Origin of the sequence: Cupriavidus basilensis OR16 (assembly GCF_000243095.1) — a bacterium.
GTDB classification, from domain to species: Bacteria; Pseudomonadota; Gammaproteobacteria; order Burkholderiales; family Burkholderiaceae; genus Cupriavidus; species Cupriavidus basilensis_D.
This window is the reverse complement of the sequence record NZ_AHJE01000023.1, coordinates 58,358-71,533: the sequence shown is the minus strand read 5'-3', so window position 1 is coordinate 71,533 and position 13,176 is coordinate 58,358. Positions and strand designations below refer to the sequence as shown.

General features: G+C 64.4%; 13 protein-coding genes and 2 pseudogenes. 8 read left to right on the top strand and 7 right to left on the bottom strand.

The features are described 5' to 3' along the window. Positions 1-109: 109 nt before the first annotated feature. On the bottom strand, positions 110-529 hold the full coding sequence (locus OR16_RS10105; RefSeq protein ID WP_006157868.1) for a polysaccharide biosynthesis/export family protein: 420 nt from the start codon (positions 527-529) through the stop codon (positions 110-112). A gap of 1,048 nt (positions 530-1,577) precedes the next feature. Between OR16_RS10105 and OR16_RS10100 the strand changes: the two genes are divergently transcribed. Next, complete coding sequence (locus OR16_RS10100) at positions 1,578-1,919, top strand: hypothetical protein (protein WP_006157867.1); 342 nt, start codon at positions 1,578-1,580, stop codon at positions 1,917-1,919. 352 nt (positions 1,920-2,271) lie between these two features. Then, positions 2,272-2,757 (top strand): hypothetical protein, encoded by a 486-nt coding sequence (locus tag OR16_RS10095; RefSeq protein ID WP_006157866.1) that lies wholly within the window; start codon positions 2,272-2,274, stop codon positions 2,755-2,757. A gap of 110 nt (positions 2,758-2,867) precedes the next feature. Here the strand turns inward: OR16_RS10095 and OR16_RS10090 are convergent, their stop codons facing one another. Beyond that, positions 2,868-3,155, bottom strand: a complete 288-nt coding sequence (locus OR16_RS10090) for a hypothetical protein (protein ID WP_006157865.1) — start codon at positions 3,153-3,155, stop codon at positions 2,868-2,870. A gap of 306 nt (positions 3,156-3,461) precedes the next feature. Between OR16_RS10090 and OR16_RS10085 the strand changes: the two genes are divergently transcribed. From OR16_RS10085 to OR16_RS48180, 4 genes and pseudogenes are all read left to right on the top strand, one after another. Next, the gene (locus OR16_RS10085; RefSeq protein ID WP_006157864.1) at positions 3,462-4,775 is read left to right on the top strand and encodes an SDR family oxidoreductase; all 1,314 of its coding nucleotides are present in this window, start codon (positions 3,462-3,464) and stop codon (positions 4,773-4,775) included. After that, positions 4,772-5,172: pseudogene (locus OR16_RS10080) on the top strand (DUF2269 family protein). The gene OR16_RS10085 and the pseudogene OR16_RS10080 overlap by 4 nt, the downstream one beginning before the upstream one ends. A gap of 85 nt (positions 5,173-5,257) precedes the next feature. Next, positions 5,258-6,196, top strand: a pseudogene (locus OR16_RS47235) (GGDEF domain-containing protein); the annotation flags it as partial. 98 nt (positions 6,197-6,294) lie between these two features. Further along, complete coding sequence (locus tag OR16_RS48180) at positions 6,295-6,417, top strand: hypothetical protein (RefSeq protein ID WP_006157861.1); 123 nt, start codon at positions 6,295-6,297, stop codon at positions 6,415-6,417. Between the two features lie 11 nt (positions 6,418-6,428). Here the strand turns inward: OR16_RS48180 and OR16_RS10070 are convergent, their stop codons facing one another. Then, complete coding sequence (locus tag OR16_RS10070) at positions 6,429-6,890, bottom strand: CopD family protein (protein ID WP_006157860.1); 462 nt, start codon at positions 6,888-6,890, stop codon at positions 6,429-6,431. 259 nt (positions 6,891-7,149) lie between these two features. Between OR16_RS10070 and OR16_RS39620 the strand changes: the two genes are divergently transcribed. Beyond that, on the top strand, positions 7,150-9,102 hold the full coding sequence (locus OR16_RS39620; RefSeq protein WP_006157859.1) for a sensor domain-containing diguanylate cyclase: 1,953 nt from the start codon (positions 7,150-7,152) through the stop codon (positions 9,100-9,102). Beyond that, positions 8,999-9,403 (top strand): GNAT family N-acetyltransferase, encoded by a 405-nt coding sequence (locus OR16_RS10065; RefSeq protein ID WP_237717003.1) that lies wholly within the window; start codon positions 8,999-9,001, stop codon positions 9,401-9,403. Before OR16_RS39620 ends, OR16_RS10065 begins: the two co-directional genes overlap by 104 nt. Before the next feature lie 30 nt (positions 9,404-9,433). Here the strand turns inward: OR16_RS10065 and OR16_RS10060 are convergent, their stop codons facing one another. The 4 genes from OR16_RS10060 to OR16_RS10045 all read right to left on the bottom strand — a co-directional run bounded on the left by OR16_RS10060 (position 9,434) and on the right by OR16_RS10045 (position 13,169). Further along, positions 9,434-10,321: a LysR family transcriptional regulator gene (locus OR16_RS10060; RefSeq protein ID WP_006157857.1), complete on the bottom strand. Its 888-nt coding sequence runs from the start codon at positions 10,319-10,321 to the stop codon at positions 9,434-9,436. Between the two features lie 172 nt (positions 10,322-10,493). Then, positions 10,494-10,883 carry a hypothetical protein gene (locus tag OR16_RS10055; protein WP_006157856.1) on the bottom strand — a complete coding sequence of 130 codons (390 nt, stop codon included), beginning with the start codon at positions 10,881-10,883 and terminating at the stop codon, positions 10,494-10,496. A 355-nt stretch (positions 10,884-11,238) separates the two neighbouring features. Further along, the gene (locus OR16_RS10050; RefSeq protein WP_006157855.1) at positions 11,239-12,234 is read right to left on the bottom strand and encodes a Bug family tripartite tricarboxylate transporter substrate binding protein; all 996 of its coding nucleotides are present in this window, start codon (positions 12,232-12,234) and stop codon (positions 11,239-11,241) included. Between the two features lie 95 nt (positions 12,235-12,329). Then, positions 12,330-13,169, bottom strand: coding sequence for a GntR family transcriptional regulator (locus tag OR16_RS10045; protein ID WP_043419156.1), 840 nt, complete (start codon positions 13,167-13,169; stop codon positions 12,330-12,332). Positions 13,170-13,176: the final 7 nt, after the last annotated feature.

The window sequence follows — 13,176 nt, the reverse complement described above, 5'->3', positions numbered from 1 at the left end:
CGAGTACGCGCACTCGTGACTTGCGGCATGTTGACGACACTCTTGAGCTGCCTGCTCAAGTCACCACGAATCTCGTCGGGCGTCTTGCCAAGTACTGTCACAACGCCAGCTAGGGAAACTGGATGGTGCCAGCTGGGCTCACTACATAGCCGGGCACATTCGCAGCACCGCCAAGTGCGGGAATATCGTAGGCCGTGCCGATTGTGTATGTCTGCGTGGGAAATACCAGCTCAGGATGGTCCCAGACAACAATAGAGAGAATATCGCCGATACCCACCGTATAGGCTTGTGGCGAGCCAAGTAACTCCTCCACTCTCTCGTTTGCGGGCGTACTGCTAGCCTTCATAGCCCGCACCAACGCCGGCGTAATCTGCGTAACCTTAGGCACGGACTCCGGATCTTCCGGATCAAGCGGGCGCTGCGGATCAAACCGCATCCCCGGTGCTAGCGCGCAGGATGCGAGCAACGGAATCGTCCCCAGCAACAGCAACGCTCTACGGAAGGACAGAAGGCTAGAAAGCTTGAACACGTCTTGATAATTCCCTTGATACCCGAAAGTCCGCGATCCTGGCCGTCTCCCGGCTTAGGATTGCTGCGACGAATCCGCTTGTCCAACATGGCACACGTCGGTGCCTTTCCGTGGCGTTGAGCTGCGGGGCGGAGATGAACTTTGCGGCGGTGGCTTCTTGATGCCTGCACGCTTTGCTCTTGCAGTGCATCACTGCTTGAAGACCGGCGAAGTGTATGGCTCCTAGGGGTAGATCTTCAAGGCGAACCGGCCGTTTTTGCCGTGTTTTCTATCCCTACTGAAGAGTGGACCCGACAAAAGGAGGGATGCCCCCAAAAGGGGTAATACAGAAGAATTCGGCTTGTGTTCATGATGGAGAATCCTGACTCTGCTCAAACATCTTCACCCGATTGGGCTATGCGTTTTTTGTTGATTTTCCCGGGGTTTTTTGCGGTTTTCCGTTTTTGACACTCGGAGTGGCTTGAGGATGGAACGAGTTCTCTCATCGCCCGATTTCGCCCTGCGCGCGTCGGCCATGTATGGGCGATGTCTGGCTTTCATTTCCCCACCAAGGGAGGGATCGAATAACTTGGGAGGGGCTTCCCCGCGAAGGCAAATTTGTGCTTGCGTGGAGTCTGAAATTACGCGCCGCTGCGAGTCATAAAACATCATGTTGTGATGCATTATTGCTGCGCGCGCTGTTGACCATTGCCGATGTCAACACCCGAAAAAAAAGGGTGTAGGCGCGGGGAAAAAAAAAAGGGTGTAAGGCGCGGGGAGTGCCTACACCCTATCGGGAATTAGCAAGGGGTCACGCTTGCTGATGCTGATTATTGGTGCACATGTCTATTACGGTTACCCCGCAAAGGTAGGTGCCACGCTTAGGTGGGGATAGTAATGTGCGTGTGCCGTCAATATGGGGGGTGCCGGCCTGGCCGTTGTTGCCTTTGTCCCGACATCCTTACCCTGCCCAGGGGTGGGGCCTACCAATGCAGGGTACCGACGCTCCGCTCGCCTGACCAGAATGCTCGATGGTTGTATGGGTTGTCACCTGGAAGGGCAGAAGCAAATGCTGGATACAAGCGAGAGAAGCGTGGAGTCCGATGCGGCGTTATTTGCGTCGGGCGAGGCGTGGGTTGAGGCGCACCTGACGCCGTCGGGCTGGATGTATGGCAGCTACAAGGATGAGGATGCGCACCCGGTCTTGATTCCTGCTCCCAGCGAGTCGGTGCTGACGGTGCGGCGGCACTATATTGTGCGCGGCGCGGCGGCGCCGCGGCGGCTTAGCGAGATCCGCACGACGCGCGCGGATTCGGCCCGGGAGATCATTCGCTTGCTGGAGGCCTACGGCGAGCCGCATTTCAACGTCAGGACGCCGCGGGTGCCGAGAGTCCCCGGCGTAACGTTTTGACTGGTTCCGACTGGCATTCTCAACTTCTCTTGTCCCCCGCCTGACCACGGCGTCCGCCGACGTCAGGCATCCGGCCCTGAACGCCAGAACCTAGCCCGAAAGGATGACGGGCTAGGGCATACGGCGCATTGACGGGCTATTCTCAGGCGCTACCATCGGGTTAATCTGGCTCGATCTCCTCGGCTACGGCCTGTCCGGCCGGACACGGCACGCGAAGCGCCTCTGGCTGCATACGTATACACTGCCGGTGCTCCCCGGGTTACAGGGTCTCGGGGGTGCTGCGCCAGGGCGCACGATTTTGCAGCGTGGTTTAGCCTGCGCGGCCATAACAACGAGACAAGACAGTAGAACAATGAAAGTTTCGACCACCAACGTCCTCAATGTCCTGGAGCAGGGCGAAATCACTGCCATCCGGGATCTTGCGCGCTATGTCTCGCATCCCCTCGGCTTTGTCTTGCTTCGCACTGCCTTCATCGCCACGGCCGTGGTGGCGGTGCTGTGCTTCGCGGCGAGCAGCTTCCATCTCGACGGCTTTGAGAACGTGGGGATCGGCGCGGCGGTGGCGGCCGCGCTGCTGTTCCTGGCGGAGCGCCGCCGGTTTGGTAACCGCGACGAAGTCGTGGTGCCGGCCGAGCTGGTTGCGGTGCTGCGCGGGCAGCTTCGCCAGGAGATGTTTGGCAAGCTGGAGGAGGTGGCGAGCCGCCTCACCCACGATGGCCCGGGGGATGGGGTCATCCGGGTTCGCACCTTGTGGCAGTTCCTGTCGGAATCCGTGGCCAGCGAGACGCTCAAGCGCCGAGATGCCCGCGGGCATGCCAAGGAATCTCAAGCGGGCTGAACTACAGCGCGCGCAGACGGGGGCGGCCAGGCCGCCCCGCCCTACTATCCTCGCCAACTCCCCAACGACCACACTGCCTGGCCACGAAGCGGCTGACGACTGGCCAGGCGCTATGCGTCGCGCCCCTCCCTCTCAAGCTGCGCAGCGAGTTCGCTCAGCACCAGTGTCTCGTGCGCCAGCCCGGCCGCGAGCGAGAGCAGATTGCCCTGAATGTCTGCGACCAGATCGCCGAATGTTCCGGCGGCGGCGCTGTCGCGGGTCATGAACAGTAGTGCGTAGAGTTGTGCCGCTTTTTCGCCGGCGAGGCTCAGCGGGCTTTCGCACGGGGTATGGGCGGTCACGAACATGTCCGCGCCGGCATGTTCGGCGGTGACGCCGTAGCGGGTGTGCTTACACATGGACAGCCTCCGTGGTGATGGCGTTCCGGTGTGTGTGGGCGAGTGGACTAAGGCGGGTCAAGCGTTGCCCGGAATGGGCGCGCGACGACTGGGGCATGGGAGTGCCTCCTACGTTTGCGAATCGAAGAATACCGCCTTGCGGCGGTCGTTCGTCTACGTATTTCGGGCTGCTATTCCCGGCCGCTGTTTTGCAGCAACCGGGAGAGTATACCCAACGCCTACCCCTTGCACAGCAGCGCTTGACTTCTCGCCTCCCGTTCTGTAATTTCTGTTTACACAGAAATTACAGAACGAACAGGTGACGCGATGAAGATCTTGGTGACCGGAGCAAGCGGGCTGGTGGGATCGGCGCTGGTGGCCCGTTTGCTGGCCGAGGGGCATCACGTGGTGGCGCTGGCGCGCCAGCTGGATCTCCTGCCGCGCCATCCACGGCTGCACCGCATCGCGGGGGACCTGTCCACCTGGACCACGCCGGGGCATTGGCTGGCGGCCTTGCGGGGCGTCGATGCCGTCGTCAATGCGGTTGGGATTTTTCGGGAGAGCGCGCGGCAGCGTTTCCAGGCGTTGCACGTGGATATGCCGCTTGCGCTCATCCTGGCTTGCGAGCGGGCTGGCGTGCGGCGCCTGGTCCAGCTATCGGCGCTGGGCGCGGCTGCGGATGGCGCTACGGCTTACTGGCGCAGCAAGGGCATGGCGGACGCGGCGTTGCGTGCTAGCGCGCTGGATTGGGTGATCGTTCAGCCGTCGCTGGTGTATGCGCGCAGTGCAACCTTGTTCCGGCGGTTGGCGGCGTTGCCCTTGCTGCCGGTACCGGCGGATGCCGGGCATGTGCAGCCGATTCATATCGATGACCTGGTGGCGCTGCTGCTCCAGGTGGCCGGCACTGGCGACGCTAACGCAGCTAACGCCGCGGGCCGGCGCACCGTGGCCGCGGTTGGGCCGGTCCGGCTCCGCTTTAGCGACTGGCTTGGCGCCCTCAGGGGCGGCATGGGCCTGCGCCCGGCGCGGGTGCTGCGCGTGCCGGGCTGGATGGCCGGCCTTGCGGCGCAATGGCTGGCAAGGGTGCCGGGCAGCCTGGTCGATGCCGACAGCCTGGCCATGCTGCGCACCGACAACAGCGCCAGCCCCCGCGCCGCGGCCACCTTGGCCGCGCGGCGCTTGCGCGCGCCGGCCGCCTTTGCCACCGCTGCCGAGCGGCTTCCCGCCTTGCTGTTCTGGTACCTGCTGGCGGCCCGGCTGGCCATTGCCGCCGTCTGGCTGGCTACCGCCTTGGTCTGTTTCGCGGATCCGGCCGTCGGCGCGGCGCTGCTGCGCGAGGCGGGGCTGCCGCTGTCCTGGCGCGCGCCGCTGGTTTGGCTTGGCGCGGGGCTGGACCTGGCGCTCGGCTTGCTGGTGCTGTGGCGCCCCACCCGCGCGGTATGGGCAATGCAGATGGCGCTGGTGCTTGGCTATACGGCGCTGATCACCTGGCTGGTGCCGGCGTGGTGGGCGCATCCGTTCGGGCCGGTGCTGAAGAACCTGCCGATGCTGGCGTGGTTCGCCCTCTTCCTGCAGCTCGATCCCGCTGCCGGGATCGCCGTGCGGGCCGCCCCAATCAGGCAAACCAAGGAGCAAGCATGACCTACCTGACCGTGAAGTGGCTGCATATCTTGTCCGCCACCTTTATGTTTGGCACGGGCTTTGGCACCGCTTTCTACATGTTCTTCGTGAACCGTAGCGGCAACGTGCAGGCCATGGCGGTGGTGACCCGCTGGGTGGTGCGCGCCGACGCCTGGATCACCGCGCCTGCCGTGGTGTTCCAGCCACTGAGCGGGCTTTACCTGATGCATGCGGCTGGGTATCCGCCATCGGCGTCCTGGCTGTGGATGTCGCTCTCGCTCTATGCGCCGATGCCACGGATACCGGTGGGCTGGCGCCGCGCTACTGGCTGTATGAGCGCATCTGGGTGGCACTCGGGTTCCCGGCGTTCGGCGGCCTGCTGGTGGTGTATTGGCTGATGGTGAGCAAGCCGGCCTGAGCCGCCACGGAAACCGGCGCGCAACCGTTGGCGACCAGTCTTTGGTAGGATGGTCAATTGCCACGGATTGGGATAGGCACTGACAATGCCCCAGATAGACCTCAGAACGACTGTCTTCCTTTCAGCGGTGATGTCGGCCCTGATGTCGGTCGTGCTGGCGTCCGCGTATTACAGTTTTCCGCGGTCGATCAAGGGGATTGGACGTTGGGCCAGCGGCTCGCTGCTCCTGATCCTCGCGCCGTTGCTGTTCTGGTTGCGCGATATCGCCCCGGACTGGCTCTCCATCGTGGTGGCCAACGGCCTGGTGCTGGCCGCCATGGCGCTGTGGACGCTCGGTGTGCAAGCGTTCTACGGGCGAGCGCAAACTTGGAAGTCCGCCGCCGCGCTGGCGGTGCTGGGCACGCTGCTGCTGGCTTGGTATGGGCTTGCGCAGCCGAATTACGTGGCCCGGGTGATCATCGTGACCTTTGTCGTGGCGTTCTTCTGCGGCACGCAAAGTGTCCTGATCCTGCGCTACGGCGAACGCCATTTCAGCACTTACTTCTTTGGCGCCCTGATGACCGTCCAGGCGCTGGTTGTGGTGCTGCGTTTCGGCACCAGCTTGTTCGCCGGGTTGACCGGGCAATCCTTCTTTGCCCCCAACGACGTCATCCAGATCATCTACCTGAGTTCCTACACCCTGATGGACCTGGCCTTGTCGGTCGCCTTCATGCTGGTGATCACGCGGCGCCTGCACGTGGAGCTCGACGTTCTCTCCAAGACCGACCCGCTGACGCTCCTGCTCAATCGGCGCGCCTTGTATGCGGCCGGCCAGGAGGCGCTGGCGCGCATGGCCGAGGACGGTGGCGACATGGCGTTGCTGTTGATCGACCTGGACCATTTCAAGTGGGTCAACGACAGCATGGGGCATGCCGAGGGTGACCGGGTACTGATGGAGTTCTCGTCCATGCTCAAGCGCGAGCTGCCGCCCGACGCTTATCCCGGGCGCTTTGGCGGTGAGGAATTCCTGGTGCTGCTGCCACGCACCGGCATGGCCGGCGCGCTGGCGCTGGCGGAGCGCCTGCGGGCAACGTCTTCCCGGTTTTTGGCGAGCGCATCGCGGATCTCACCATCAGCGTCGGCGTGGCCTGCGTGGAGACAACGGAAACCTGCCTGGATGACGCCGTTGGCCGCGCCGACCTTGCCCTGTACCGCGCCAAGCGCGCGGGTAGGAACCGGGTCGAGGCGGTGATGCAAGCCGCCTGAGCCGCCGCCCGTCAGGCGAGCAGGCGGCCCAGCGTGGCTACCGCGATGGTGAGCGCGCCCAGCAGCAGGTTCAGGCCAACTGCCTGCCTGATGCGGCCCAGCGCCGCGCCCGCTGCCTTCCAGTCCTGCGCATCGACGCCGCGCCGCAGCGCGCCATAGGGGCCGAAATATACGTAGGCAAAGATCCCGATCATGATCAGGCCGAGGCCGAACATCATGTGCCAGTGGATCGGCGCGGCGGCAAACCCGAGCGCGCCGAGCATGGACATGCCGCTGATGGCGATCAGGGCGACGGCGCCCCAGACCCAGCTCAGGAACCGCGCGAATACGGCGCGCCACAGGCGCAGCCGCTGGGGCGGCTCCAGCAAGGTGGCCGCGGCCGGGCGCAGGCAGACATAGGCGAAGAACATGCCGCCCACCCAGAGCGTGACACCAGCGATATGCAGGAAGCGGAGGACAGGATCGAGAGTCATGGTTTTCGGAGGACGGGGATGGGGGCGGACTCCAGCCGGCGGCCTGGGGCTGGACTGTTGGAGGAATGCCGCATTCTAGCCCCCGAACGGGGCTTGTGCCGGCCAAAGCGACGTATCAAGCATGCGAACCGGGACTACAGCATCCGCATGAGGGGCGCAACCCCCCGCTTCTGCTAACCTAGCAACCGGGTCAGTCGCTCGCGTTGAAGGACATGAAGGACAGGCAGCCTACCGGGTCGCCATAGCCACGGCGCTCGTGGTGACGTTCATCATCCTGGCACGCGCGCTGTTCGCCCAGTATTACGCGTTCCAGAGCCTGAAGGCTTTACGCCAGGCTCAGCAAGAAACGCTGGTCAAGCTGGTTGCCGAACAACTCGACGAGAAATTCGAGACGCGGGCGATCGCCCTGCGCCGCCTGGCGCGCCAGCTGACGCCCATGCTGGGGCAGCCGCCCGCCGACTTGCGGCGCTTTGCGTCCCAGGCCGTGTCCATGCCGCAGTTCTTCAATGCCGTGTTCCTGGCCTCGCCCGACGGCGACCTGGTGTTCAGTACCGCCGTACCCATCGGGCAGCGCATGCACCTGTCGGACCGCGACTACTTCCGCGAAATCCTCCGTGGTTCGGAGTTTGCCGTTTCGGACCTGCTGCGGGGCCGGATGAGCGATTCGCCCGGCGTTGTGCTTGCCGTGCCCCTGCTTGGCCCGGACGGGAAGCTGGTGGCCGTGGTTGGCGGTGTGTTGAATTTCACCGAGAGCAACTTTCTTGGCCAGCTGGCGCACGGCCGGATTGGCCTGACCGGCAGCTATTGCCTGGTCTCCTCCGGCACGAACCCGCGCTACGTCATGCATCCCGATCCGTCGAAGGTGATGACGCCGGCGAAGGCGCTTGGCGAGACCTGCGGCCTTGATTCGCCACCTGCCGAATGGGAAATCGTCAGCCCGACGCAGCCTGTCGTGGCGCGCTACCTGCTCGAATCGAATGGCTGGGAGGTGGTTTCCGTCCTGCCTGCCAATGAAGCCTATGCCCCGCTGGCGGAAGCCCGCGGCAAGACGGTGGTGGTCGCCGGCATTTCGCTGTTGCTGGCCGCGCTGCTGATGTGGCTGGTGATACGGAGCATGCTGGCGCCGCTGGAACTGCTGCATCGCGTAGTTAGAGAGGTGCCCAAGGATCCTGCCGCGCTGGCTGCGCTGCCAACGGGGCGCAATGACGAGATCGGCGAACTGGCCGCCACCTTCGGCGCGGTCATGCACCAGCTCTCCGAGCGGGAAGCCGCGCTCAGCGCCGCCAAGGATCGCGCCGCCGAGAGCGAGAAGCGCATCGAGGCCATCGCCAACCATGTGCCGGACTTTGTCTCGTTCATCGACATGAGCGAGCGCTATGTCTTCGTCAACGAGGCTTACGCGCAGCGGTTCAACCTGCCGGTGCGGCAGATTGTCGGGCTCACGGTGCGCGAGCTTTGGGGCACCCCCAGCTACGTGGCATCGAAGCCTTACCTGGAACAGGCTTACCGTGGCACCTCGGTCACCTTCAGCCTGGAAGGCAAGGATGGCGACGAGTACATGGAGGTCACCTACCAGCCCGCCTGGAATGACAACAAGGACGCGGTCCAGGGCCTGTACATGTTCGCGCGCAACGTGACCAGCGAGCGCCAGAAGATGCGCAGCCTGGAAGCGCAGACGCTCACGGACCACCTCACGGGCCTGCTTAACCGCAAGGGGTTCGACCGGCGCATGGCGGAGGCCATGGCCCGGGCTGGCGCGAACCACGGCAGCGCCGCCCTCCTGCTTGTGGACGTTGACGATTTCAAGACCATCAATGACACCTATGGGCACGCCGCAGGCGACCAACTGCTGGCCGCCTTCGGCGCGCGCCTGTCCGCCTGCGTGCGCGCTGGCGACGCGGTGGCCCGCATCGGCGGCGACGAATTCGGCATCGTGCTGGACGATGCGCTCAACATCGCCATGTTGGAGCGCATCGCCCAGGCCATCGTGCACGCAGCCGGCCGAGCGCATTTCATCGAAGGCCAGACCATCGTGGCGACAGCCAGCGTGGGCATGGCCATTCATTACCCGGACGCCCGCCGAGCCAGGCGATTTCGAAGCATGGAAAGTGCTATGGGATGGCTACAACGCCTTCTATGGCCGCAAGGCGGACACGGCGCTGCCGGCCGAGATCACCCGCATGACCTGGTCGCGCTTCTTCGACGCCTATGAACCCATGCACGCGCTGGTGGCGGAGCGCTCCGGCGAGTTGCTTGGCCTCACGCATTTCCTGTTTCACCGCAGCACCATCCAGATCGGCCCGAGCTGCTACCTGCAGGACCTCTTTACGTCGGAGGCGGCGCGCGGCGCCGGCGTGGGCCGCGCGTTGATCGAGGCCGTCTACCAGCGCGCCGAAGCCGCTGGCGCGAAGCGGGTCTACTGGCAAACGCACGAAACCAATGCCACGGCGAGGCAGCTCTACGACAAGGTCGCGGAGAACTCGGGGTTCGTGGTGTATCGCAAGCTGTTCTAGTTCGCTCAGGCGTTTGAACGCCATCCTTAGCTATACCGCGCGGTTTGCTTGCGGACGGTCATCGTAGCGCGCGAAGACTTCGACCATCCACTCTGCAAAGGCAAGCAGCTTGGCACGCAAATGCTGATTGCTGGGGTACACGAGGTGCATGGGGTGCCTTGGTCGAGTCCAATCCGGCAACACCTCGCGCAACCTGCCGCTCTTAATGTACGGGGCAGCGGCGAACCTGAACGTCTGCCCGATGCCAACGCCAGAAAGCAGCGTAGTGATATGCGCTGTACTGTCGTTGACGGCGACGACGGTCTCGCTGTTCACGATGATCCGCTGGCCGTCCTTGTTGAATTCCAGCGGGAGTGCCCTACCTGACAGGGACGAAAAGTATCCAGCGATGGTGTGGCCGGCCATACGTACGCGGCCTATACCGCTTAACTCTCTTGCCTGCAGTTCGTCGGGGTGCATTGGTTCCCCGCGGGCGCCGAGATAGACCGGGCTGGCAACTGTTACCCAGTCGAGATCGGCGAGCCGTCGGGCGATTAGCGACGTATCCGGCAAGTCGCCGCCACGGATTACGCAGTCCACGCCTTCCCCGATCAGGTCGACAGGGCGATCGCTGACTCCCACGTCGACGTGCAGCTCCGGGTAGCGGGCTCGGAACTCAGGTAAAGCGGGGAGCACGATTGCATTCGCCAGTATCGAGCCAATGTCCACTCGGATTCGGCCACGCGGTTGCGCGCGCGACTGCACGACGGCGTCGTCCATCTCCTCCAGGTCGAAAATCAGCTGGACAGCACGCTCGTAGTACGCAGCGCCTTCGGGCGTCACGCTGACCTGCCTTGTCGTGCGTTGAAGCAGCTTGGCACCTAAATGTCGTTCCAGCTCTTGGACTAGCTTAGTCACGGTGGCGCGCGGAATGTTCATCCCGTCCGTCGCTTTGGAGAATGCGCCGGATCCGCTAACTGATCTGACAGCACACGGCGGCAAGCCCGAAGACGCCTTCCATGTCGTCGTACCATCGCTACCAGGATCTCGCGCGCGCGGGGGTGGGGATCACGACAACGCAGATCCGGCTTTATCAGCAATATGCGCTCGCTCAGGCGAGCCTCTCCTTCAGGAACGCCACCAGATACGGTGTAGCGGCGGCGGCCACCGTCGACGCGGTGGCCGGGTCAATGCCCATTCTCCCCGCTACCGATTCAGCCACCCGGCCGGTCAGGACACCTTCCCCGCCTTCCGTCAGCGACTTGAGGAAGCCGTCGCCCCGGACCAGGCCTGCGGCGAAGGCCGCAAAAAAGCTCCGGCCCGCATGCTCGCCCATCAGGCCGCCACTCTGCTCTTCAACGTGGGCGTGCGCGGTCTCTGCCGCCTGGCTCAGCATTTGCTGTGCATCCTCAGCACCGATGCCCTGATCTGCCAGCGCCTGTGCGGCCTGGCTCCCATGCTCGGAAGCCAGAAATTCAGAAACAAGTTGTTGTGCGTCCATAAAACACCTTCCTGCATAGGTTACGGTTTAGACACTCGAACGAGGGTTGCGGTGACGGACCTGCAGACGCCGCCTGACGATGTTATCAGCACTGGGTGGAACCTGACCGAACAGCTTGATTTTGAAAGGATTCGGTACGAACGGGCATAATTTTCTCAAAAACCGATGATCTCATCAGTCGAGTGATAAGTTTTCGATAAGATTTCGATAAGCTTTCGATAAGCTTATCAACAGTGAGAACAGTGAGAAGTACGCGGTCTATGCCGCTTCCGGCTGCCCCTCAGCAAGACGCGGGCCTGGATTGGCTGGGGACGCCCGCATTAGCCGGGATGGGCGCTGGTACCCGGGCCGCCCTTCACTCCGGCTCGATCCCCGCCGCCTTGATCACCCTCGCCCACTTCTGCGTCTCGCTGCGCACGAAGGCGGCAAGCTCTTCCGGCGTCGACGGTGCGGGCTCGCCGCCGGTGCGGCTGAAGTACTCGGCTGCCCTGGCGTCGGTCAGGCCCTTGCGCACCATCTGGTTCATGCGTTCCACCACGGGCCCGGGGGTCGCGGCCGGAAAGAAGGCCGCGGACCAGGCCACCATCTCGTAGCCGGGCAGGCCGCTTTCCGTCATGGTCGGCACGTCCTTCAACACGGGGTGGCGCTGCGCCGTGGTGACGGCGATGGCGCGCAGCTTGCCGCCCTGGATCAGGGTCATGGCGGGCGACACGTCCGAGATCATGAAGTCGACCTGATGCCCCATCAGGTCGGTCAGCGCGTTGGGCACGCCCTTGTACGGCACGTGGAGCGCCTGCACGCCGGCCATCATCTTGTAGAGCTCGCTGGCGATGCGGGTGGAGGAGCTGCCGCTGGCGAAGGTGAGCTTGCCGGGCTTTGCCTTGGCCAGCGCGGTCAGCTCGGCCACCGTGTGCACGGGGCTATCGGGCGGCACCACCAGGACCAGCCCGCTCTTGGCGATCAGCGAGACCGGCGCGAAATCCTTGATCGGGTCATAGGGCAGCTTCTTGAACAAGGACGCGTTGGCGGCGTGGGTGGTGTTGGTGGTCACCAGCATGGTGTAGCCATCGGCCGGCGCGGTGGCCACGGCCTGCGCCGCGATAAAGCCGTTGGCGCCGGGCCGGTTGTCCACCACAACGGACTTGCTGGTCTGGCCGGTGACGGCTTCGGCGACAAAGCGCGCGCTGCTGTCGGTGCCGCTGCCGGCCGGAAAAGGAACAACCACGCGCACGGGCTTGGCGGGGTAGTCGCCCGTGTCGGAGGCGTGCGCCAGGCTTGCGGGAAGGGCCGCCATCGCCAGGGCGGGCAGCAGCAGCCGGGCGAGCGCGCGCCGGGTGAAGGGGTGAGTCATGTTGTCTCCTGTCTTGCTTCCTGTGCCTTTTAGCATCTGGCATCTGGCATCTGGCATCTGGCATCTATCGGATTTCCATCTCTCTCGGGTCATGCTCAAGCGCGGCTATCCGGTACCGCCAGCGCCGGATAGCGCTCGGTCAGGTGGGCGGGCAATGCCACGTCGAGGATAAAGCGGTCGCCGCGATACCAGAAGCACCCCGCCGTGAGCACCTTGCCGTCGATATCCAGCGTGGTGCGGACGATCTTGGCGATGGGCGCGGCGAAGCCGTAGGCGAGCTCGCGCGCCAGCGCATAGTCAGCGGGTTCCACCGTCATGGTCTGGTGCATGATGCCCAGGCGCTCCCCCACGGCCTCGCGCAGCAGGCGGGCGATCTTGCGGTGCTTTTCGCTGCCGCGCGGAAACTGGCTGAAGACGGACTCGGCCACGTACAGCTCGATCAGGCAGAACGGCTCGCCATCATGCAGGTGCAGCTTGCGCAGCAGCACGTAGCGCTCCAGCGGCTCGCCGCGCGTGGGCAAACCCGGCGGCAGGCTGACATCCCTGCGCTTTTCCAGGATGCGGATTTCCAGCTCGCTGGCGCCGACCAGTTCGTTGTTGATCACGGAGCGCATGTCTTCGCTCGGCCCGGGCGGCTGGCCCGTCACGTGCGTGCCACGCCCGCGCTGGCTGCTGACCAGGCCTTCCTCGGCCAGCACGGCAAAGGCCTGCCTGACGGTGACGCGGGCAATGCCGTAGGTCTGCGCGAGGCGCTCCACCGTGGGTAGCTGATGCCCCAGCGGCCATTCGCCCGAGACGATGCGGTGGCGCAGCACGCTGGCTAGTTGCCGGTAGCGCGCCACCCCGCCCGTGCCGTCCTCGGGCAGCGCGTGCGCCTCGCCGTCCGGGGCCGCGGCCGCGGCCGCGGCCGTAACCGTAACCGTAGCCGTACGCATTGCAGCG

What these genes read in the sequence shown, in the direction of transcription:
- OR16_RS10100 (WP_006157867.1), top strand. Translation starts at nt 1,578, where the DNA reads ATGCTGGATACAAGCGAGAGAAGCGTGGAGTCCGATGCGGCGTTATTT.
- OR16_RS10095 (WP_006157866.1), top strand. Translation starts at nt 2,272, where the DNA reads ATGAAAGTTTCGACCACCAACGTCCTCAATGTCCTGGAGCAGGGCGAA.
- OR16_RS10090 (WP_006157865.1), bottom strand. Translation starts at nt 3,155, where the DNA reads ATGTGTAAGCACACCCGCTACGGCGTCACCGCCGAACATGCCGGCGCG.
- OR16_RS10085 (WP_006157864.1), top strand. Translation starts at nt 3,462, where the DNA reads ATGAAGATCTTGGTGACCGGAGCAAGCGGGCTGGTGGGATCGGCGCTG.
- OR16_RS10070 (WP_006157860.1), bottom strand. Translation starts at nt 6,890, where the DNA reads ATGACTCTCGATCCTGTCCTCCGCTTCCTGCATATCGCTGGTGTCACG.
- OR16_RS10060 (WP_006157857.1), bottom strand. Translation starts at nt 10,321, where the DNA reads ATGAACATTCCGCGCGCCACCGTGACTAAGCTAGTCCAAGAGCTGGAA.
- OR16_RS10055 (WP_006157856.1), bottom strand. Translation starts at nt 10,883, where the DNA reads ATGGACGCACAACAACTTGTTTCTGAATTTCTGGCTTCCGAGCATGGG.
- OR16_RS10050 (WP_006157855.1), bottom strand. Translation starts at nt 12,234, where the DNA reads ATGACTCACCCCTTCACCCGGCGCGCGCTCGCCCGGCTGCTGCTGCCC.
- OR16_RS10045 (WP_043419156.1), bottom strand. Translation starts at nt 13,169, where the DNA reads ATGCGTACGGCTACGGTTACGGTTACGGCCGCGGCCGCGGCCGCGGCC.